The sequence below is a fragment of the Paenibacillus sp. TSA_86.1 genome (assembly GCF_052691815.1).
In genome coordinates this window covers 340,525-360,488 of record NZ_JBQZGE010000002.1, presented here as the reverse complement: position 1 = coordinate 360,488, position 19,964 = coordinate 340,525, and the positions used below count along the sequence as shown (strand labels likewise).

At 42.5% G+C, this 19,964-nt stretch carries 19 protein-coding genes; 14 read left to right on the top strand and 5 right to left on the bottom strand.

Going from position 1 to position 19,964, the window contains the following annotated elements:
- The first annotated feature begins 247 nt into the window (after positions 1-247).
- The 9 genes from ACUTVW_RS07710 to ACUTVW_RS07670 all read left to right on the top strand — a co-directional run bounded on the left by ACUTVW_RS07710 (position 248) and on the right by ACUTVW_RS07670 (position 11,537).
- Positions 248-1,438 carry a glycine C-acetyltransferase gene (locus ACUTVW_RS07710; RefSeq protein WP_445645228.1) on the top strand — a complete coding sequence of 397 codons (1,191 nt, stop codon included), beginning with the start codon at positions 248-250 and terminating at the stop codon, positions 1,436-1,438.
- 37 nt (positions 1,439-1,475) lie between these two features.
- Positions 1,476-2,435 (top strand): L-threonine 3-dehydrogenase, encoded by a 960-nt coding sequence (locus ACUTVW_RS07705; protein ID WP_445645227.1) that lies wholly within the window; start codon positions 1,476-1,478, stop codon positions 2,433-2,435.
- 223 nt (positions 2,436-2,658) lie between these two features.
- Entirely contained in the window at positions 2,659-3,324 is a 666-nt protein-coding gene (locus ACUTVW_RS07700; protein WP_445645226.1) for a GntR family transcriptional regulator, read from the top strand.
- A gap of 18 nt (positions 3,325-3,342) precedes the next feature.
- Positions 3,343-5,034 carry a dihydroxy-acid dehydratase gene (gene ilvD / locus ACUTVW_RS07695; RefSeq protein WP_445645225.1) on the top strand — a complete coding sequence of 564 codons (1,692 nt, stop codon included), beginning with the start codon at positions 3,343-3,345 and terminating at the stop codon, positions 5,032-5,034.
- 665 nt (positions 5,035-5,699) lie between these two features.
- Positions 5,700-6,695 carry a glycoside hydrolase family 43 protein gene (locus ACUTVW_RS07690; protein ID WP_445645224.1) on the top strand — a complete coding sequence of 332 codons (996 nt, stop codon included), beginning with the start codon at positions 5,700-5,702 and terminating at the stop codon, positions 6,693-6,695.
- A gap of 500 nt (positions 6,696-7,195) precedes the next feature.
- Positions 7,196-8,062: a carbohydrate ABC transporter permease gene (locus ACUTVW_RS07685; RefSeq protein ID WP_445645223.1), complete on the top strand. Its 867-nt coding sequence runs from the start codon at positions 7,196-7,198 to the stop codon at positions 8,060-8,062.
- Positions 8,063-8,070: 8 nt separating this feature from the next.
- Complete coding sequence (locus ACUTVW_RS07680; RefSeq protein ID WP_445645222.1) at positions 8,071-8,958, top strand: carbohydrate ABC transporter permease; 888 nt, start codon at positions 8,071-8,073, stop codon at positions 8,956-8,958.
- Between the two features lie 38 nt (positions 8,959-8,996).
- Positions 8,997-10,166, top strand: coding sequence for an efflux RND transporter periplasmic adaptor subunit (locus ACUTVW_RS07675; RefSeq protein WP_445645221.1), 1,170 nt, complete (start codon positions 8,997-8,999; stop codon positions 10,164-10,166).
- A gap of 39 nt (positions 10,167-10,205) precedes the next feature.
- Positions 10,206-11,537: an extracellular solute-binding protein gene (locus ACUTVW_RS07670; protein ID WP_445645220.1), complete on the top strand. Its 1,332-nt coding sequence runs from the start codon at positions 10,206-10,208 to the stop codon at positions 11,535-11,537.
- Positions 11,538-11,712: 175 nt separating this feature from the next.
- Here the strand turns inward: ACUTVW_RS07670 and ACUTVW_RS07665 are convergent, their stop codons facing one another.
- The 3 genes from ACUTVW_RS07665 to ACUTVW_RS07655 all read right to left on the bottom strand — a co-directional run bounded on the left by ACUTVW_RS07665 (position 11,713) and on the right by ACUTVW_RS07655 (position 13,993).
- Positions 11,713-12,351 carry a YczE/YyaS/YitT family protein gene (locus ACUTVW_RS07665; protein ID WP_445645219.1) on the bottom strand — a complete coding sequence of 213 codons (639 nt, stop codon included), beginning with the start codon at positions 12,349-12,351 and terminating at the stop codon, positions 11,713-11,715.
- Positions 12,348-12,788, bottom strand: coding sequence for a GNAT family N-acetyltransferase (locus tag ACUTVW_RS07660; protein ID WP_445645218.1), 441 nt, complete (start codon positions 12,786-12,788; stop codon positions 12,348-12,350). The genes ACUTVW_RS07665 and ACUTVW_RS07660 overlap by 4 nt, the downstream gene beginning before the upstream one ends.
- 278 nt (positions 12,789-13,066) lie before the next feature.
- Positions 13,067-13,993 carry an NADP-dependent oxidoreductase gene (locus tag ACUTVW_RS07655; protein WP_445645217.1) on the bottom strand — a complete coding sequence of 309 codons (927 nt, stop codon included), beginning with the start codon at positions 13,991-13,993 and terminating at the stop codon, positions 13,067-13,069.
- 296 nt (positions 13,994-14,289) lie between these two features.
- Here ACUTVW_RS07655 and ACUTVW_RS07650 point away from each other — a divergent pair, with 296 nt between their 5' ends.
- The 5 genes from ACUTVW_RS07650 to ACUTVW_RS07630 all read left to right on the top strand — a co-directional run bounded on the left by ACUTVW_RS07650 (position 14,290) and on the right by ACUTVW_RS07630 (position 17,500).
- Positions 14,290-14,610 carry a winged helix-turn-helix transcriptional regulator gene (locus ACUTVW_RS07650; protein WP_445645216.1) on the top strand — a complete coding sequence of 107 codons (321 nt, stop codon included), beginning with the start codon at positions 14,290-14,292 and terminating at the stop codon, positions 14,608-14,610.
- A 93-nt stretch (positions 14,611-14,703) separates the two neighbouring features.
- Positions 14,704-14,841 (top strand): paeninodin family lasso peptide, encoded by a 138-nt coding sequence (locus ACUTVW_RS07645; protein WP_445645215.1) that lies wholly within the window; start codon positions 14,704-14,706, stop codon positions 14,839-14,841.
- 465 nt (positions 14,842-15,306) lie between these two features.
- The gene (locus ACUTVW_RS07640) at positions 15,307-16,143 is read left to right on the top strand and encodes a class I SAM-dependent methyltransferase (RefSeq protein WP_445645214.1); all 837 of its coding nucleotides are present in this window, start codon (positions 15,307-15,309) and stop codon (positions 16,141-16,143) included.
- 437 nt (positions 16,144-16,580) lie between these two features.
- The gene (locus ACUTVW_RS07635; RefSeq protein WP_373323179.1) at positions 16,581-16,697 is read left to right on the top strand and encodes a hypothetical protein; all 117 of its coding nucleotides are present in this window, start codon (positions 16,581-16,583) and stop codon (positions 16,695-16,697) included.
- Positions 16,698-16,873: 176 nt separating this feature from the next.
- Positions 16,874-17,500, top strand: a complete 627-nt coding sequence (locus ACUTVW_RS07630) for a spore coat protein (protein ID WP_445645213.1) — start codon at positions 16,874-16,876, stop codon at positions 17,498-17,500.
- 85 nt (positions 17,501-17,585) lie between these two features.
- Here the strand turns inward: ACUTVW_RS07630 and ACUTVW_RS07625 are convergent, their stop codons facing one another.
- Positions 17,586-17,765, bottom strand: a complete 180-nt coding sequence (locus tag ACUTVW_RS07625) for an H-type small acid-soluble spore protein (protein WP_445645212.1) — start codon at positions 17,763-17,765, stop codon at positions 17,586-17,588.
- A gap of 1,156 nt (positions 17,766-18,921) precedes the next feature.
- Entirely contained in the window at positions 18,922-19,674 is a 753-nt protein-coding gene (locus ACUTVW_RS07620) for a collagen-like protein (protein WP_445645211.1), read from the bottom strand.
- Between the last annotated feature and the right edge of the window lie 290 nt (positions 19,675-19,964).

Genomic DNA, 19,964 nt, shown 5'->3' with positions numbered 1-19,964 from the left:
AATGTAATGAAGAATAAACAAATTTATTCTGTACCTCACTGGATCATTAGTAGCGATTGCTTCCGGAAACGGGTGAAGCAATCGCTATGTATATTTGCGGATATTTTCATTTTCCGTCCTCCACATGTGTACAATGAGTGGAAAAGATGCTACATTGAAATCAGAATAAATCCTTTTATAATAAGGTTTTTCCCAAAAATATTTTGTCTCCTGTACGAGGACATGCGTATATTAAGGAGGGAATGAAATGTCAAGTCAAGCATTGGACCAATTTTTAAATTCGAACATTGAAGATCTAAAGACTAACGGTCTATATAATGTCATCGATACGTTGCAGGGTGCAAATGGACCTGTTATTCGTATCGATGGAAAGACCTTAATCAATATGTCTTCTAATAACTATTTAGGACTGGCAACAGATCACCGCCTGATTGATGCTTCAATTAAAGCATCGCAGGCATACGGGGCAGGCGCAGGAGCTGTGAGAACCATTAATGGTACGATGGATCTTCATATCGAGCTAGAAGAAAAACTGGCCCGCTTCAAAAAAACGGAAGCCGTTATCGTCTATCAATCGGGATTTAACTGCAATATGGCTGCTATATCCGCGGTCATGGACCAGCATGATGCAATTTTATCAGATGAGCTGAATCACGCATCAATTATTGATGGTTGCCGCCTGTCGAGGGCCAAGGTGATTCGCTTTAAGCATTCGGATATGAATGATTTACGACAGCAAGCGAAAGAGGCCAAGGAATCCGGTCGGTATCATAAAATCATGGTCATCACCGACGGGGTTTTCTCCATGGATGGTGATATAGCAAAGCTGCCGGAAATCGTGAAAATAGCAGAAGAATTCAATCTGATCACTTATGTGGATGATGCCCACGGTTCGGGCGTTCTCGGAGCAGGTGCGGGAACCGTGAATCATTTTGGATTGTCCGACCGCATCGACTTTCAAATAGGTACTCTTTCCAAGGCAATCGGCGTTGTCGGCGGTTATGTCGCGGGTAAAAAACAACTGATCGAATGGTTGAAGCTGAGAAGCCGTCCGTTTTTGTTCTCGACATCGCTGCCTCCGGCTGTAATTGCTTCTTGTAGTGCTTCTGTCGACATTTTGATGAATGACAAAGAACTAATCGAGAAGCTGTGGGAGAACGGCAATCATTTGAAAAATGGCTTGAGCCGGCTTGGATATGATGTAGGCCAAAGCGAAACGCCGATCACACCATGTATCATTGGCGATGAAGTAACCACCCAACAGTTTAGCAAACGGCTTTATGAAGAAGGCGTTTACGCCAAGGCAATCCTGTTCCCTACGGTTCCGAAAGGAACCGGAAGAATACGCAACATGCCGACAGCTGCCCATTCCAAGGAGATGCTGGATCAGGTGATCTCCGTTTATGAGAAAGTTGGCAAAGAAATGAAGCTGATTTAGTTGCACCTACGGGAGTCTATTTCGGGAGGAATGTCTTATGAAGAAGATATTGGTGACCGGAGCACTGGGCCAGATCGGTTCTGAGTTAGTTGTTAAATTACGTGAAAACTATGGTGAGGATCACGTCGTTGCTACGGATCTCAGGTCATCATCCCACGAAATTACCCGATCCGGGCCATTCGAACTGCTGGATGTGACAAATGATAAGGCGATGTTTGAAATCGCCAAGCGGTACGAAGTAGATACCGTCATCCATTTGGCTGCGCTACTGTCGGCTACGGCAGAGGAGAAGCCCCTGCTTGCCTGGAACTTGAATATGGGCGGACTGATGAATGCACTTGAAATATCCAGGGAGCTCGGTTGCCAATTTTTCACTCCAAGCTCCATTGGATCTTTTGGCCCTTCGACTCCGAGAGACAATACACCGCAGGATACGATCCAGAGGCCCAATACGATGTACGGCGTGAACAAGGTGTCCGGCGAACTGCTTTGTGATTATTATTTTTATAAGTACGGTCTGGATACGAGGGGGTTACGATTCCCCGGATTGATATCTTATATGACGCCTCCCGGTGGAGGAACGACGGATTACGCGGTGGAAATTTACTATGCAGCTGTGACGACCGGTCGGTATACATCTTATATCGCCAAAAACTCTAACATGGACATGATGTATATGCCGGATGCCCTGAACGCTATCATTGATTTAATGGAAGCGGATTCATCCCGGTTGATACATCGAAACTCATTTAATGTCACCGCAATGAGCGTCGATCCAGAGGCGATCGCTACCGCGATTCGGGAAGAGATCCCCGGCTTTCTCCTGGATTATGATGTTGATCCGAAGAGACAGGCCATTGCCGATAGCTGGCCGCATTCCATGGATGCAACAGCAGCAAAGACAGAATGGGGATTTCATGCCCGCTACGACTTGAAGGCCATGACGAAGGATATGCTTTCACACCTAAGCGATAGACAAATGCTTCGCAAAGCTTAATGTTATGTTGAATTCGCTGTGTAAAGCGAGTCAAAATACAAAAGAAGCTTCATCAAGAGGTTTGGCGTTACCACGACCTTTTGTTGCAGCTTCTTTTTTCATCAGTCCGCTAGTTTTCTGGATAAACTTAATGCAGTAAATAATAAAATGAAATAATAATTGCTTCTCAAGCGTGTATGCGATATATTGCATAATAAGAATAATTGTAATGAGGATGAAAGCCATGCCAATTCCAAAAGATTTTGCCTTACCCGTCCGTATGTCAGCAAAAGAAAGAGCGTTTTCTCAAATTCAGCGGTGGATTATTGATGGAACACTGCAACCCGGTGAAAAGCTTATTGATGCAGAAATGGCTGAATCGCTTGGAGTCAGCCGGACACCGATCCGAGAGGCACTCCAGTTACTCGAAGTTCAAGGTCTCGTATCTATGCATCCTGGAAAAGAAACAAAAGTAACGAATATTGAGAAAAACGATATTTTTAAGATGTATTCAACCATGGCCGCCCTTCAGGCTTTAGCTGCTGAAATCACCGCCCAAATGATTGTTCCAGAACAGATCGAGAAACTAAGATCCATCAATTTGGATTTTGCAAATTCTATTAAAAATGGACAAGTTTATCAAGCTATGGAGGTGGATGAGCAATTTCATAATTATATTGTGGAGCTCTCCGATAATCCTTATGTGGCCACATTTAATGCATCTCTCCAGATTCACATTAGGCGATTTAAATATGTGTTTTTAAAACAACCTATTACGGCTACACTAGCTTCAGTCGAAGAGCATGATTTGATTATTAAAGCCTTTGAAGGAAAAAATAGCGACGATGCCCATAAACTAATGAAACAAAATTTTATCCGACCAATGCAGGAACTGAATGAAATATTTTGAAATGAGGAGTAAAAGAACATGGGAAATAAAAAAGATCTTCGTATTCGAAGCAAGGTAATCAGTGAAGGTGCTAACCGGGTACCGAACAGAGCGATGCTGCGTGCAGTTGGTTTTCAAGATGAGGATTTTAAAAAGCCAATGATCGGCATAGCGAGTACGTGGAGTGAAGTAACACCATGTAATATGCACATCAATGATTTAGCAGTGCAAGCCAAGCAGGGTGCACGCGATAATGGCGGTGCTCCACTAATTTTTAATACGATTACCGTTTCGGACGGGATTTCGATGGGGCATGGCGGGATGTTGTTCTCGCTGCCAAGTCGGGAAGCTATAGCTGATTCGATCGAAATTGTGACCGGAGCCGAGCGTTTTGACGGCGTTGTTGCAATCGGCGGTTGTGACAAGAATACGCCTGCATGTCTGATGGCTATTGGACGGATGAACATTCCTTCCGTTTATGTATATGGAGGAACGATTCAACCTGGTAATCTCGATGGTAAAAATGTAGATATCGTTTCGGCTTTTGAAGCTGTGGGTCAATATCAGGATGGAAAAATAACAGATGAACAGTTGCATAAGGTCGAATGTAGCGTATGTCCAGGTCCAGGCGCTTGCGGAGGCATGTATACCGCTAATACGATGGCAGCAGCTGCAGAAGCAATGGGCATGTGTTTACCCGGTTCTTCTTCGACATCAGCGATTTCAGCGGATAAAGCTTTGGAATGTGAAGCAGCCGGTAAACAGGTCATCTCACTTCTTGAACAGGAAATCTACCCAAGAGACATTATGACGAAGAAAGCATTTGAGAATGCGATCACGGTTGTTATGGCTCTAGGTGGGTCAACCAATGCGTTTCTCCATCTGCTAGCTATTGCGCACTCGGTTGAAGTAGATCTAACCCTGGATGATTTTGAGCGTATTCGCTTGCGTGTTCCTCATTTGGCAGATCTGAAGCCAAGTGGTCAATATGTGATGCAGGATTTGAATGATATCGGCGGCGTTTCAGGAGTAATGAAACTGTTGCTCGCTGAGGGATTACTACATGGAGATTGCCTCACGGTAACAGGTAAAACGTTAGCGGAGAATTTAGCGGAATCCGATCCACTTGAAAGTGATCAAGAGATTATACGACCACTCAATAATCCGCTTAAGCCAAATGGGCCTCTGGTTGTACTTCGAGGAAATCTGGCTCCTGAAGGCGCTGTTGCCAAAATGTCAGGCATGAAGATACAGAAGTTTTCCGGTCCCACAAAGGTATACGACAGCGAGGATGAAGCGACAGTAGCGATTATGAATGATGAAATTAAAGAAGGAGACGTCGTGGTCATACGTTATTGTGGTCCGAAGGGGGGACCTGGTATGCCTGAGATGCTTTCTGTTACAGCACTTATCGTAGGAAAAGGACTCGGTGGGAAAGTCGCCCTCATCACAGATGGTCGATTCTCGGGTGGTTCACATGGATTTGTAGTCGGGCATGTATCACCTGAAGCACAAGTCGGTGGACCGATCGGTTTGCTTAGAAATGGGGATATTATCACGATTGATAGTGACATCCAAGAGATGAAGGTTGAAGTGTCAGAAGAAGAGTTAGCCGCTCGAGCGAAAGCCTGGGTACAACCTCCACTGAAAGTAAAATCCGGTGTACTTGCCAAATACGCCAAATTAGTTTCCTCCGCTTCCAAAGGGGCAGTAACCGATTGGATGGAGTAGACAAATAACCATCGATACTGCATATAAAATGGGACGGTAGAGGCTGCTACAACAGTCGTATATAAAAAGATTAAAGTTTAAAAACCCGCTAATCAGAAAAGATTAGCGGGTTTTTGTTGACCAGGATGGAAATGAAATGATGATGTGTATGTCTAGAAATTATCGAGGGACAAGAACATGTTCCCAATTACCAATTAGATGGATACCTAATTGAAGTTTACAACTTTTTCATTATGCTAACAGGCAGGGTGTTCCATTATATGGTATTATAAGTGTGGGTAGATAAGACCAACGTGATCTAGGTTAGGAAAATAATGATGGATTGTACTTGGTATCGCCTTTTGAACAAGAACAGCTATTTTCTTGAAAAAAAACTCCACGCAAGCTCGGTGTGGTACCAGAAATGGATATGTGTACGTGCCGTTGGAGTTCTTGTCCTATATTCTGAATTTGAAGGTCATATCGGATAGGTAGGAATAGTACATTTTTTAGGGGTAAGATCTTTAGTATGCGTATAGGAAAGTACAAGCGGGACTTGTACAATTACATTAGAGATTGTAAACGCTTGCTTTGATTTCAGATTAAGGGGCGGGCAACGGTACAAAGAACGCCAACCCCACTTATTATGAGGAATTCACTTATTACAATACCAAAGGAGATGCCTTATGAATCAACAACAACCACCTAAACCCCACCAGCCGCTCGTAACCCACATCTTCACTGCGGACCCGTCCGCCCATGTCTACGAGGGCAAAATCTACATCTATCCTTCCCATGACCTCGATCATGACGAGCCGAGCAACGATAATGGCGACCAGTATAAAATGGAAGACTATCATGTCCTCTCGATGGACAACTTCGATTCCCCGGTGATCGATCACGGCGAAGCGCTGCATCTGAGAGATATTCCGTGGGCCTCCAAGCAGCTCTGGGCACCGGATGCAGCTTATAAGAACAATACCTATTACCTGTTCTTCCCAGCACGGGACCATGACGGTATCTTCCGTCTGGGTGTGGCAACATCAGAGTCTCCGGCAGGACCGTTCACACCGCAGCCGAATTATATGGAAGGCAGTTTCAGTATCGATCCGGCCGTGCTGGTGGATGACGACAATCAGTCATACATCTATTTCGGCGGACTCTGGGGTGGTCAGCTGGAGAAATGGCAGACTGGCAGCTTCGTGCCAGATGCGGAAGGACCGGCTCCTGACCAGCCTGCGCTTGGACCGCAAGTTGCACTGCTTAGTGACGACATGCTGTCCTTCCAGGGCAAGCCTGCCGAGATATCGATTGTCGATGAAGACGGGAATCCGATTCTGGCCGGGGATGAGGACCGAAGATATTTTGAAGGCCCATGGATGCATAAATATAACGGTTATTACTACCTGTCCTACTCTACAGGAAGCACGCATAAGCTCGTATATGCGATTGGCAAGAACCCGATGGGACCATTCACGTTCAAGGGCGAGATTCTCTCTCCGGTTATCGGCTGGACAACCCATCACTCCATTGTGCAAGTTGAAGACAAGTGGTATCTGTTCTATCACGACAGCTCCATGTCGGAGGGCGTCAACCACAAGCGTTGCGTTAAATATTCCGAGCTACAATACAACGAAGACGGAACGATCCAGAAGATCAATCCTTATCCGGATGCCGAGTAAGCTGACGGGTTAGCGGAAACAGATCAGATTACAAGAAAAGGTATAATATGAAGCAGCTCCTTACGGGGCTGCTTTTTTGATAGCAGGTTTTGGATGAACATAGACATTGTATTTCTCAACTAATGGAACTCAAAAAACAGATGAACAAGCTGAATTCCCGAGCTTTCCTGGATTCATGAAAAACGGGTCTTACAGAGTTCAGTAAGAATTTCTTCAGTGTTTGGATGGAGACGGTAGGGAAGAGAAGTAAAGAAATGGGATGAAACCTTGTCGGTTTAATAGATGGATCTGATCAAAGACAATAGAAAGTGACTGAAAGTCACTCTCGGATGTAGAATCGGTGTTTAAGAAACTGCACAATCAGTAAGAAACTTTAGAAATCCTTAATACTTTACCACTATTTTCTTAAGCAATCTTTTCTAAAATTGAATCCAGAGGGAGGCGAAACAGAAACCCGAATGAAAAACAAATTGACAGTGAAAGGATGAATCTAGAAAACCATGAAAAAATGGCTCCGTAAGGATGCATCGGCGGCCATGTTCTTCCTTGTGCCAAGCGGCATCGGATTTGCTCTCTTTTACCTTATTCCGTTCGCCATGGGTGTGTATTATTCGTTTATGAGCCATTCGGTAGATGGTCATTTTGTGGGTCTCAATAATTATCGTGAGCTACTCGGAAGTGCTTCTTTCCTTAAAGCAGCTTCCAACACGTTATATTTCAGCGCGATCAGTGTTCCACTTATGATCATACTGTCATTGGGACTCGCGATGCTTTTGCACAAAAATGTCTATATCCAAAAATGGCTTCGAACAGCATATGTTATGCCCCTTGTTGTGCCCACCGCTTCGATCATCATGATTTGGCAGATCCTTTTTGATTGGAACGGCTCCCTGAACGCTTGGCTGCACAGTTTCGGATACAATCGGGTGGATTGGATGAAGTCCGAGTCGGCACGCACAGTCGTGATTATCGTGTATATATGGAAGAACATAGGATATAACGTCACTCTATTCCTTGCCGGACTGCAGCAAATCCCAAAGGATTACTACGAAACGGCACGAATTGAAGGTGCTGGTCGTTTACGGCAATTCCGGAGTGTTACACTGGTTTACATCACCTCGACCATGTTTTTTGTTGTGATTATGTCGATTATCAACTCATTTAAAGTGTTTCGGGAAACATATCTGATTGCAGGCGATTATCCCCATGACAGTATTTACATGCTGCAGCACTATATGAACAACATGTTCATATCACTTGACATTCAGAAACTAACGGCAGCGGCAACCTTGATGTTTGTCAGTATACTACTGATCGTTCTGGTGCTGTTTGCGATGGAGCGTCGGCATCGGCAGTACATGGAATAGGAGGTGAAATGAAGTCTGTGCGAGTAGTGTACATATTGAAAAATGGTGTATTAACATTCGGTCTGATTATTATTGCCCTCATCTTAATATCACCTATTGTGATTATATTCACAAATTCACTGATGACAGAGCAGGAAATTGGAATCAACTATAGCTCGATTGGGCAAATGACGGAAGCAGCAGTCGGTAGAGATAGTATATTTGCGAACCTGAAACTGATTCCGGATAAGGTGTCCTTGGCACAGTACGGGAAGCTATTTATCGACAATCCAAAATATCTGATGATGTTCTGGAATTCGGTGTTCATGGTGGTGCCGATTATTGCAGGTCAGACTCTTGTCGCGGCTCTGGCTGCCTATGCTTTCTCCAAGCTAAAATTTCGCGGCCGAGACTCCATGTTTTTGGTATATGTCATGACGATGCTCATGCCATTCCAGGTCACGCTGGTGCCGAATTATATTATGGTAGATCGGCTTGGGATGCTGAATAGTATAAGTGCCATCATTGTTCCTGGCATCTTTGCAGCTTTTGGTGTATTTATGCTCAGACAATTCATGCTGGACATTCCCTACGCTTATATTGAAGCTGCCAAAATGGACGGAGCGGGTCATTTACGGATTTTTGTTACGATGATTATTCCAATGATCAAGCCAGGGTTAGCGGCTCTTGTGATCCTGCTCTTCGTTGATTATTGGAATATGGTGGAACAGCCGCTTATTTTTTTGGATGACCCGTTCAAACAGCCGCTATCCGTCTTTTTATCCACCATTAATCAAAGTGAGCGGGGGATGGCTTTTGCTGCATCGATGCTCTATATGGCCCCAATGGTGATGGTATTTCTGTATGCGGAATCGTATTTCATTGAGGGTATTCAATTATCCGGCGTTAAAGGTTAACTTTTCAAAGCAGGTTTTGGGAGGAGAGAAGAAAGGACATGGAGTTAGGTTCAAGGACTGCCGAGCAGAGACGAAAGCGAATCATTGTAGTCGTGTTCATCGGTTTTATGGGATTGTTGTTGTTTTTCACATTGTTCAGCAACACGCTGCAATCCCTGACCTTACCGAAAGTGACCACGGAGCAGCCGAAAAAGGGAGGTATCCCGTTAGTTGTCGAAGGTAGTGGAGTCCTTCAGCCGATCGCTGAAGCGAAGTTATCCGGCTCGACCAACTGGAAAACTCAGCAGATTCATGTGAAAGAAGGGGATCGTGTCAAGAAAGGACAGAAGCTTATCACTTATGACAGTAAACCGGCAAAACAAGATATTGAAGTTGAAGTAACGAATCTGGAAAAGCAGAAGATCGAGCAGCAGAGTTATCAGGACCAGTTTATCCTGGCGTCTTTTGAAGAAGATGAACTCAAGCGGCGCAGTGCACAACGTGATATTGAAAAAGGCAAACTGGATATTGCCGCACAGGAGCGCAAGATCAACGAAATGAGAGCGCATGTGTCCAAAAATCAGGTGCTGACCGCTCCGTTCGAAGGTATTATAACGAAGTTGAACGCGGTAGAAGGACTGGGTTCCGCAGGCGAGCCGGATATCATTGTCTCGAAAAGCAGCCAAGGGTACAGATTCGAGGTTAGAGCGGATGCAAAGCGTCTATCTACCTTAGGCATATCCATCGGAGAACGGATCAAGGTAGAGGTAGATACAGATCAAGAGCAGCAAGCCAGAAGCATGGATGGCCTCATTGAAGAAATCAATAATGAGAAGCCACTTATAGAGGGGGCATCGGAATCGGAATCTAATGAAGGAGCGGGGATGATAACCATGCCTCAAAAGATTCTCCGCATTAAGCTCCTTGATCCCAAACTGAAAGGAGGTGAGCAGGCTCGGATCAGAATCGAGAAAAGTTCTCTTGATCAAGGTCTGCTTGTTTCCAATGGAGCTATTCATCAGGACCGGCAAGGCACTTATGTTTTTGTAGTGGACCAGAGACCTGGTGCACTTGGTAATGTATTTGTTGTCCGTAAAGTTGACATTAAGTCCAGCGAGAAGAATGACAAAGAAACGATGATCCAGACCGACAGCATCTATGCAGAGGACAAAATTATTTTGAACAGCAGCGAGCCGATGCAGGATGGCGACCGTATTCGCTTGGAATAGGGAGACGTAATTATAAAAAGAAATCAGGAGGAATTTAGAATGAAAAAGTGGCTTTTGATCCTTGCTATGGGGACAATCATTACGAGTTTAACCGCATGCGGTTCAGAGGAAAGCACTACAGCGGATAAAGTGAAATCCAAAGATGGCAGAACAGTACTTACGCTGTCCTTGACAGAGTCAAGTCCATTTTATCAAACGGTGGAGAAAAAATTCGAAGAGAAATACCCGGATATCGATTTGCAGATCAATGCTTATAAAACGGGCGAGCAATGGGGCCAAGGCGAATTCGAAAAATACCGGAATTCAATGAATACAGCCATGTTATCGGGAAAAAGCATGGATATCATTGAAATTGACAACCTGCCACTTAAAGAATATGTGAGCAAAGGTTTTCTTCTCAACATGAACGATTTGCTCAAGCAAGATCAGACATTGGATAAAAACAATGTGCAAATGAATATCTTGAACGGTTTGAAGATGAATGATGGATTGTATACCCTTCCTTTGGGGTACATGTTACGAGTATTTGTAGGAGATGAGGCGATGCTGAATAAAGCCGATGCTAAATTTGATGATAAGACCTGGAACTGGAAGGAATTCGAGAAGGTTTCAAAGGATATTATTCAAAAGAAAAGCGGCCAGGATAAGATTTATGCATTAGCATCCTACCCGCCGGAGTTCCTTTTTCAAGAGATGCTTTTTGAGAACTATGCGGCATTCGTCAATCCCTCAGCCCAAAAAGCAACATTTGATTCTCCTGAATTTGTGAATATGTTGGAGCAAGTTAAACAAATGTACCAGGATAAGATTATGACATCGGAAGAGGCAAAGCGGGGCAACCAAATATTTAGTTCAACGTCGATTACTTCGCCAATGGATTTGATTGAAGGGCCCTACATGCTATTTGATCAACCCAAGCTGTTGCAATCACCACAAGCAGGAGAAAACGTAAATCGCAAAGGCTCACGAGTTTCTATCATGACACAATTCGCAATTCATGCCAAATCACCCGTAAAAGATGAAGCCTGGAAGTTCATTAGCTTCTTATTGTCGGAAGAAGTGCAGATGCTGCAAGATCGACAAGGATTCTCGATGCTAAAATCCGTGAATGAAAAGAAGATCGAGGAGCTCCAGGAAAAAGTAAAAAATGGCGAATACAAGCTTTCGAATGCGGAGATAGCAAAAGTACCGGATGAACAGTTCACCGTGTTTGAACAAGTTGTTCAATCCGCCGATCAATATGTAGATCTGGACGTTAAAGTGTTAAGTATTGCCGGAGAAGAGTCTCTCGCATTCTTTGGCGGACAGAAAACGGCAGAAGAAGTAGCCAAGCTGATCCAAAACCGGGTCACCACATATCTAAACGAATAGCTGAACGCCATGGACTGATCATGGGGGTGATTGACCCGAGCAGAAAATCCATTGAAAAGTTATTAACGCTCAGTCTACTGTTTGTTCCTCCAACCTAACGGAAAATATCACTTCTTAAAACAAGAAAGCAGCTGACCCGTGTGATCGGCTGCTTTCTTTGTTATTTAATTTATAACTAAGCATTACTTCCTGGTTCTGTTGAACTCCATTTTTCTATCATCTTAGCAATACATGGCATAAAAACATTTAAAATGGCCCCACTGAAGCAGACAGCCAGTGCAGTTCCTATACCTATGGGCCCATTAAAAATGAATGCCATGAACAGGAGCACAACGTTAATCAGAGTTCTCGCAAAAAATATATTCGTTCGAGTTATTTTTTGTAGTGAGAGTGTTAACCGATCGATCGGAATCGGTGCAAAATTGGTCTGTAGATACATGGCCGTTCCTAATCCTGCAACAACCAAACCGCAGCCGAAACACAAAAATTTGAAAAACAATAGATCAGGTGCCACCCAAGCCCGTAACAATAACAGCCAGAAATCAATACAAATACCTGTTATAAGGGCAGTTACTAAGCCCAAATATTCAGGGTTCTGTTTTTGTAGCAACGAATTAAAAAATATCATAACTAGAGCAATGATAATCTCCCAGCTGCCAACAGTTAGACCTACGTTTAGGGACAATCCGACCAGAAGAGCGTCGAATGGAGAGCTTCCAAGCTCTGATTGTATGGTCAACGTAATGCCAAGAGTTAGAATAAAGATACCTATTGCATAAATTAAATATTGATTTACACGTGATAACGGCATCATTTCGATAATAAATTTTTTACCATTAGATAATGCGGAATTCCATCTTCCATAAATATATTGGAGGTAGTCTGGTATCCTAGCTTGTGATAAAATCCCTCTGCATGTGTCTGTCCGTGTAATTTAACTTTGAATATTCCTTTATTTTCTGCAATTTCCTCCAGTGATGTAACGATTAATTTACCTAGACCATATTGGCGATAAGGTTTTAAGATACATATTCGATCTAATTTACCTACGCCGTCTCGAAAAATAATTCTGCCTGTTCCGGCGGGTAGTTCATTAAAACAGACCAGGATGTGCTCACACTGTCCACCTAAATTATCATAATCATCAAACTCATCTTCAAGTGGTACATTTTGTTCTTTCACAAACACTTCTTCTCTTATTTGAAAAGCGATGTTGAGCTCCTCAATGGAGTCAATTTTTTTTGATTTCATTTCTTATATTCCTTTCAGAAATTCATTTTGTAATCATAAACAAATTAAACGTTCTTTTAAATGATTATAAATGATAATATTTTTGTTGTAAATACAACAAAAAAAGAGAAACTGAAGGACTACGATTACGAAAGACTGTCCCAATCCATGTAACCAATAGATGGATTGGGACAGTCTTTACGTGGGATGTCGCGGTACAAGAACACTGCACCATTGCCAAAATGGAAAAGATCATTGTAACATTTATATCGCTGCGGGCTTTCCTGCGCCACTATCGACTACTTACTGAAATCAAGCACGAGACGACCCCGAACGCCCTTGGCTTCAAAGCGACGGTGTGCATTGTAAGCTTGCTCTGCTGGAAAGATGTCTGCCACTCGGGGAGTCAAAATTCCCTTTTCAACTTCTTCACTAATATAACGTAACGAATAGTAACTGGTTAAAGACACATATTCTCCAACAATTCCTCGACCCGGTTGCCCTGGCCAAGGTCTTAGAAACGCAATCCGTCCATTATCCCGGACGGCTGGAACGACCGCTCCCATCTGAGCAGCGGAGTCTGCGAGACCGTCTACACCACCAGGAACAATTTTTCGAATATTATGACCGATCTCTTCGCCGCGACGAACAACCTCATCGGCTCCAAGGTCACGAACAAGTTGTTCGTCTTCAGCGGTAGCATCAGCGATAACACGTAAACCCCGTTTTTTGGCAAGTTGAATGATATACCCACCCACGATTCCAGCCGCACCGGTCACTGCCAAAGTCTGTCCTGGTGCAAGATTAAGTTGATCCATTGTCGTATGAGCTGTAACACCATTCATTGGTAATGTGCTTGCCGCTGCAAAATCTAAACCTTCAGGCATGCGGGATACATGCTCAGCAGGAACCACAACCTCATCAGCATAGGCACCGCCATAGGGGCTGAATGGAGCTGCGATTGCCATCACACGATCACCAACCTGCCATTTGACTCCACTTCCCACTTCACTGATAACACCTGCTGCCTCTTTTCCAGGAATTAAAGGACGTACTCTTCCAGCGAATCCTCCCATTTGTCCAGATCGAAAAGCAATGTCTACAGGGTTAACAGACGCAGCATACACTCGAATTCGTACTTCTCCGGGACCAGGATGTACCTCTTTTATATCAAAGACTTTTAACTTGTCAGGTCCTCCAAAATCATTCATTCCCACTACACGCATCGACTTTCACTCCCTTTATATCGTTTTAAGTACAGAATCATTCTATTGGGGTATTTCAGTTTAGTAAAGTACGCAATTTTTTTAAACTAGGTGTACTTTTTTAAACCTATATACGATCAATTGGTTCTAATTTACGGGTATCTACACATGTCTATTTCTATAAAATTTCGAACTAAAACTCTACATTGACAAGCTTTTAATAGAATGTTAGTTTAAATATTATACCTACAAACATTTTGTTACTAAATGTGGATTGTAAACTTATAAAACTATACTATCTTTGTGAGGTAAACAAGATGAACCATAATTCAGATGATATCTGTCTTATATCTATAAAAACAATTACAGATATCTTTAGCAGCAAGTGGTCATTTGTGATCATGGGAGAGTTAAACTCAAAACCTAAACGTTTTAATGAATTAAGAAGGAGTACAGAGATAAGCACAAAATCTCTCACTGATGCCCTGAAAAGTTTAGAAGCAAACGGAATTGTGACACGGACTGTATTAACAGCCTCACCCGTTACAGTCGAGTACTCATTAACTGAAAAAGGTCGTGACTTTGAAGGTGTATTTGTCTCAATGAACAAATGGGGAGATAAGTGGCTGAAAGATTAACTATGATGATCTATTTGTATATATACAGCAAGATTTTCTTTTTAATCTCTGATTCTCTGATTCATCTAAGACTGAGAAAGGAGGGGACGACCGATGGAAACGAAAAAAACGGCTTGGCAGGCACCGGAATTAGAGGTGCTGGATGTGCAGCAAACGATGGCTGGCTATGGATACAGGCAAATTGATTGGATCGAAGAACATGATGCAGACCTCTATGATCCAACGTCTTGATGATCATACTTAAATTGAAAATCGTATTCTTGCTTAAAAGGTCGCCTGTGGGCGGCTTTTTCGATGCTTAGATGAGGGAAAAGAACATGTTCCAATTTCCAATTAGATAAATATCTAAGTGTAGTAGTCATGTGATACACCAGGGGGAATGACAAACAAATCGCCTTTGGAAACCAAAATACATTGTCCCCAACCTGATAAAGCCCTTCTCCTTCATATACATAAGCGATTTCAACAAAATCATAGTGGTGCATCATCGTAAACAGCACTTCTTTTGTCAGCTTCAAATGGAATTGAATTGTGCATGATCAGATTCCCTCCGCTTCGTAAGTCATTTGCTAGGAAGCATTGCTTACGGACAGTATGTATGTATTTTTTGTCTCATTCAACCATATATTGGATTCATTTATTGTGTTAGAATAGGTTCTACACCATTTATAGCGTTGTGAGAGGGGAGTGATCATTTTGAATACTTCTAAACAAATGATGCCTCATAATTCCAATGATCGTTTTGGTAAACTTGGAATTTATAGCGTCCAAAGTGCCTTTATTATTCTGTTCTTGCTGTTAACCCCTGTCTACTATTTGAACAAATGGGACTTTAAACGTCACAAAAAGCGGAAGCCTTTCTACACCAGTAAATTGGTTCGATTGCAAGAGCGTTATCCGATTTTCTACGAATTGGCCATGTACGTTCAAAATTTTCCTATTCCTCGTAATGTCTACAAAGTTTTACCCCCTTTAAAGGGCGATGTTCTTCAGGTGGGCTGTGGTACAGGTTTATTGAACAAGTATCTTCGCAAGCAGAAGGATGTTCGTTTTCTCAACATGGATCCGAATTTAAATGCTCTAAAACTTGGAAAGAAGTGGGGAAGGTTTGATTCTTATATCCATGCTTTCATTGATAAGCCGACTTCTTTACCTGATCATAGCTGCGATATGATTTTATTTGCACGAAGCTTTCATCACATTCGCTATCACAAAAAAGCCTTCATAGAGAGCTGCAGACTGTTACGTGACGGTGGATCTATCATTATTGCGGACCCGGTTGTTCTCAAGTCTCTTTCAGGTTCTGTAACGGACGAGGGTTATATGGCGAACTCTTCGATTGATGGTGTAATTTGGAGATTTACCAAAGAAACATTAATTACTCACATAGAGCGCTGTCTTCCTCCTGAATTAAAGATTGAATCCGTAACCGAAACGAGACAAGTGCATGTAACGAATTATAATTTATTTGTACCTCAGACAGATATCGTAGTGGTACTGCGAAAAAGAGAGACTGTATACAATGACAACTAAATCTATTTATGGTGTTTGAAATCTGTAGCATTATTTAATGTTTATCCTTTGCTCAGCCAGAAACATGTCTTGCGGATAAATTAGCCAAAGGTACCTCTCCACAGAGGTGCCTTTTTTTTGTTTATAATAACGTTCAGCCACTAAATAATGATTTTGAAATATAACAACTAGTTCAGATTTAAGAGGGACAAGGACTTGTACCGATTGCCTGAAAACTCTCTGCACTGACTGCTATGGAATATTATTCTCAGCCAGGCTTTGAAAAAATAGAGAAAGAATTTTTGATACCAAGAGTAAAGTCTGCCAGGGCATGAATAAAGGTGATACGGATACTGGGAAAAAATATCAGTTAAAAAAGGAGTTACTTATTAGGATTAATTAATGAGTTTGATAGAGAACGAGAACAGTAGACACATTTATAAGCTAATCATCCTAGTATATTTGCGTATACGCGTACATTGGCTTATGAACAGGTGTTGGTCTTAGTTAATCTTTGTGAACAACACGTAAAGCTGCGTGTAGATGAGAAAGAGAATAACTTTTTTGAGATCTAGCTGATAAACTACGAAGATTGCGACCATTCTAAACAAGAGTTGGATGAAAGAATTTGGTACAGGTGATCTATAAAAATTATTCTGAATATATTGAGTCCATGATATTAATAATAAACACTGACTGCGAATGTAAGGAATATTATTTGCAGAAAACAACACATAGGAGGACATACGAAATGCAGCAGCAAAACCATCTAAACATTGAGACAGGCATTGTTCCACCCCAACTGAACCATGGTGGGCATGAGATGTTTGATGTCCATGAAGTATTGGCAGGAAGTATCAATACAATGAACACGTACACCATGCTGAGTGAGCACGTACAAGATCCAGAACTTCGGGATATCTTACAGCGTCAGAAGCAATTTATGGCTGATGAATATAACATTACATTGGAAAGTTTCAAAACCGGACAAGATCCTTCAAAACGGACCCAGAGCTATAAAATGAAACAAGATAATGATTTTACTTATGGGATGAAACCAAGTCAACCGACAAAGCCAATTCAATCTGCAGCTGAGATATGTGATCAATCCATATCCCTTAGTATGTTAAACTCAGTAAAATCAGGGGCTGTAATGAAAACAACAGCAGCATTGGAAACAACAAACCCGGTTGTACGCCGCGTACTTGCAGATTCCTTACCAAACTGTATTGAGATGGCTTATGAGATCTCGATTTATCAAAATAAAAATGGCTTTTACCAAGTGCCGCAGCTTACCCAACAAGACATGCAGCAAATGCAAAATGGTTACGCTCCTGCACCGGTTCAGCCACAAAATTCCGGTAATCTTCCCCACTAAAAATCAAACGCCGTATCTCATGTCAAGATACGGCGTTTGATTTGTTACCCCTTTGAAACAGGACTGTAAGAAGCGAGCTTACAAACTAGGGATGCTCAGTTAAACTGGACAAAGGTACTGTCATTTCCTGCTCCGAATTTCCGATCGGATAGATTCGAGCCGTCTCATCCTCATTAACATGCTGGATAAAAACCGGTGCATCCTGATAAGTTACATTTTTCATAATGGTCGATTCCGAAATTTCAATCGCTCTTTGTTTGTTCAACAAAATCCCTCCTTATTTTTGATTTCTTTACTTTTAGCTGATAACGCTTCCTTCCACTTTTATGATCTCCCATCTTATGCAAAATATTTGTCGATCAATGGATCGGCTGTCTTTTATGTTGAACGAACGGGTGGGATATGAAAAAAGGCAATCGTCAGAACTCGTCCGAATACTTAGGGTTACTCAGAGAACAGGCATTGAAAAAGCCCTTATTGAGTGTGTAAAAATTCTATGATTAATATTGCTAGTTAATCAAAAAGGCCGCTGATCCACCTGTTTCTAATCAATCCAGGCTCATCGTAGTGACTATTCTCAAGTTTTGGTTTTAACCTCCAATGACCCTTCCCAACTTTCGTATTTTTCGATATATCGCAATTGATCTAATGTTCTGTTCATTGTTCACCTCATAGTCAATCTTTATTGAATCATACAGCTTTCTCATAAGAACTAATATCCATGCTAAGTAGGCAGAGAGAATCAGTGTTTTCTTGTCACTCTGTATTCTTAACAAAAAAAGGGCAGATAGCTATTAAAGATGCAACATGAATTAGATGTGTTAAGAGGTCCAGTTTTATATATGTAGCTTGGGTCATAGACACAAAGTTCGGGATACTTAACATAATTCTCAGCACTTGAGCAGACTGACTAGAATTTTGATATGCTCGGAAAATATATGAGTACCATGATTAGCAAAGCAAACCTTTTTAAAAAAAAGTGATATATACGAAGCCATGCTTGATTATCAACAGCGTAAGTTGCGGGCATTAAAGGTTTAATGTCGCGATGGTTCATCCATTCCCGGCGATTATAAAATCAATGAGGCATCCGCTCTCCAGCCACATGTACCGTAACATTCCGAACTCTGCACCATATACTATGTTCTATGTTATCTTACAACAAGATTTGTTCGAGCCTAATCACTGTTATCCGAAGGCTGACCCTTCAATAACAATCCTCCCGATCTAGAATCCATTCTCCTCACTTAGGTCTCGGCTACGAAAAGGAAAAGAGCAGCGGTCATGTCTTTAACAACAGCATCCCGCCGCTCCTGAATCCTAGCCATCCATACTATCTTTTCAATAAATAGACTTATGGACTGGACAAAAAGCATATACTTTAATTTTTATGCTGACATAGACTATATCGTGGATCGACATTAAGGAGTCAGTTTCAGAATAGTCACCGTGGTGTTCAGATTGTTATGCAACTGTACAGGAGTTGCATTCGCATTGACCAGTTGAATCGTTGTCGGAACTGTTGTGACCGTAATAATAACTTCAGCAGATATGGGGCCTCCGCCATTACCTGTGAAAGGCACAGGTGTGATGGGCGTCCCATTCACTGTAAGGTTGAAATCGGCATCGCCCTGATTATGAATGGAGAAAGAGATAAAGTAACTTCCTGTTTCATTGATGGTTATCGTTGAAGATGGCGGCACGAAGGTAAAGGCACCCCCCACGTTAGCCAAAACACCAGTCAACGTAATTGGCGAGTTTCCTGGAACGGTGTCCGTACCTGTGCCGGGATCAGCTCGGAAAACACTCAGGAAATCGGAGATTCCAGCCCCCGTTGGCCCGGCAGGACCTGTTGCTCCTGTTGCTCCTGTTGCTCCTGCTGGGCCAACCGGGCCTGCTGGGCCAACTGCTCCGACCGCACCAGCCGGACCCACGGGTCCTTGTATACCAGGAATTCCTTGCAATCCGACTGGACCCGGTATCCCTTGAGCACCAGTGGCCCCTTTGGGACCTATCGGCCCTATTGGACCAGGAATCCCTGGTACGCCTTGTGGTGCATTAACTGTAACCTTAGGTTTAACCTTTACTACCTTAACCTTCACACCGCAAGGTACATGTTTTTTGAATTTACGTCTACAAATCCGTTTCCCGTGATGATTGATCAATGAACTCACCTCCGTGATATTTCTCCACATACTATGTGCAGTAATCACTGAGGGCGTAGACAACTAACTATATTTCAGAAAATTACAGGGCCCATTATGAGGAAAGTTGTCTATCTCATGGAGCAATATTTAGACGTTAAGCTTCTTTTACATATTGAAAAGCCTCTTACCAAACAGCCAGGAATACAATGCAAAGCATATTAAATTTCTATACGTTACACATGTTTGGTATGTTATGCTCTACCCGCAAGCCAGTACGTGAATGCACCTGCATACGAGAAAAAAATATAACCAAAACA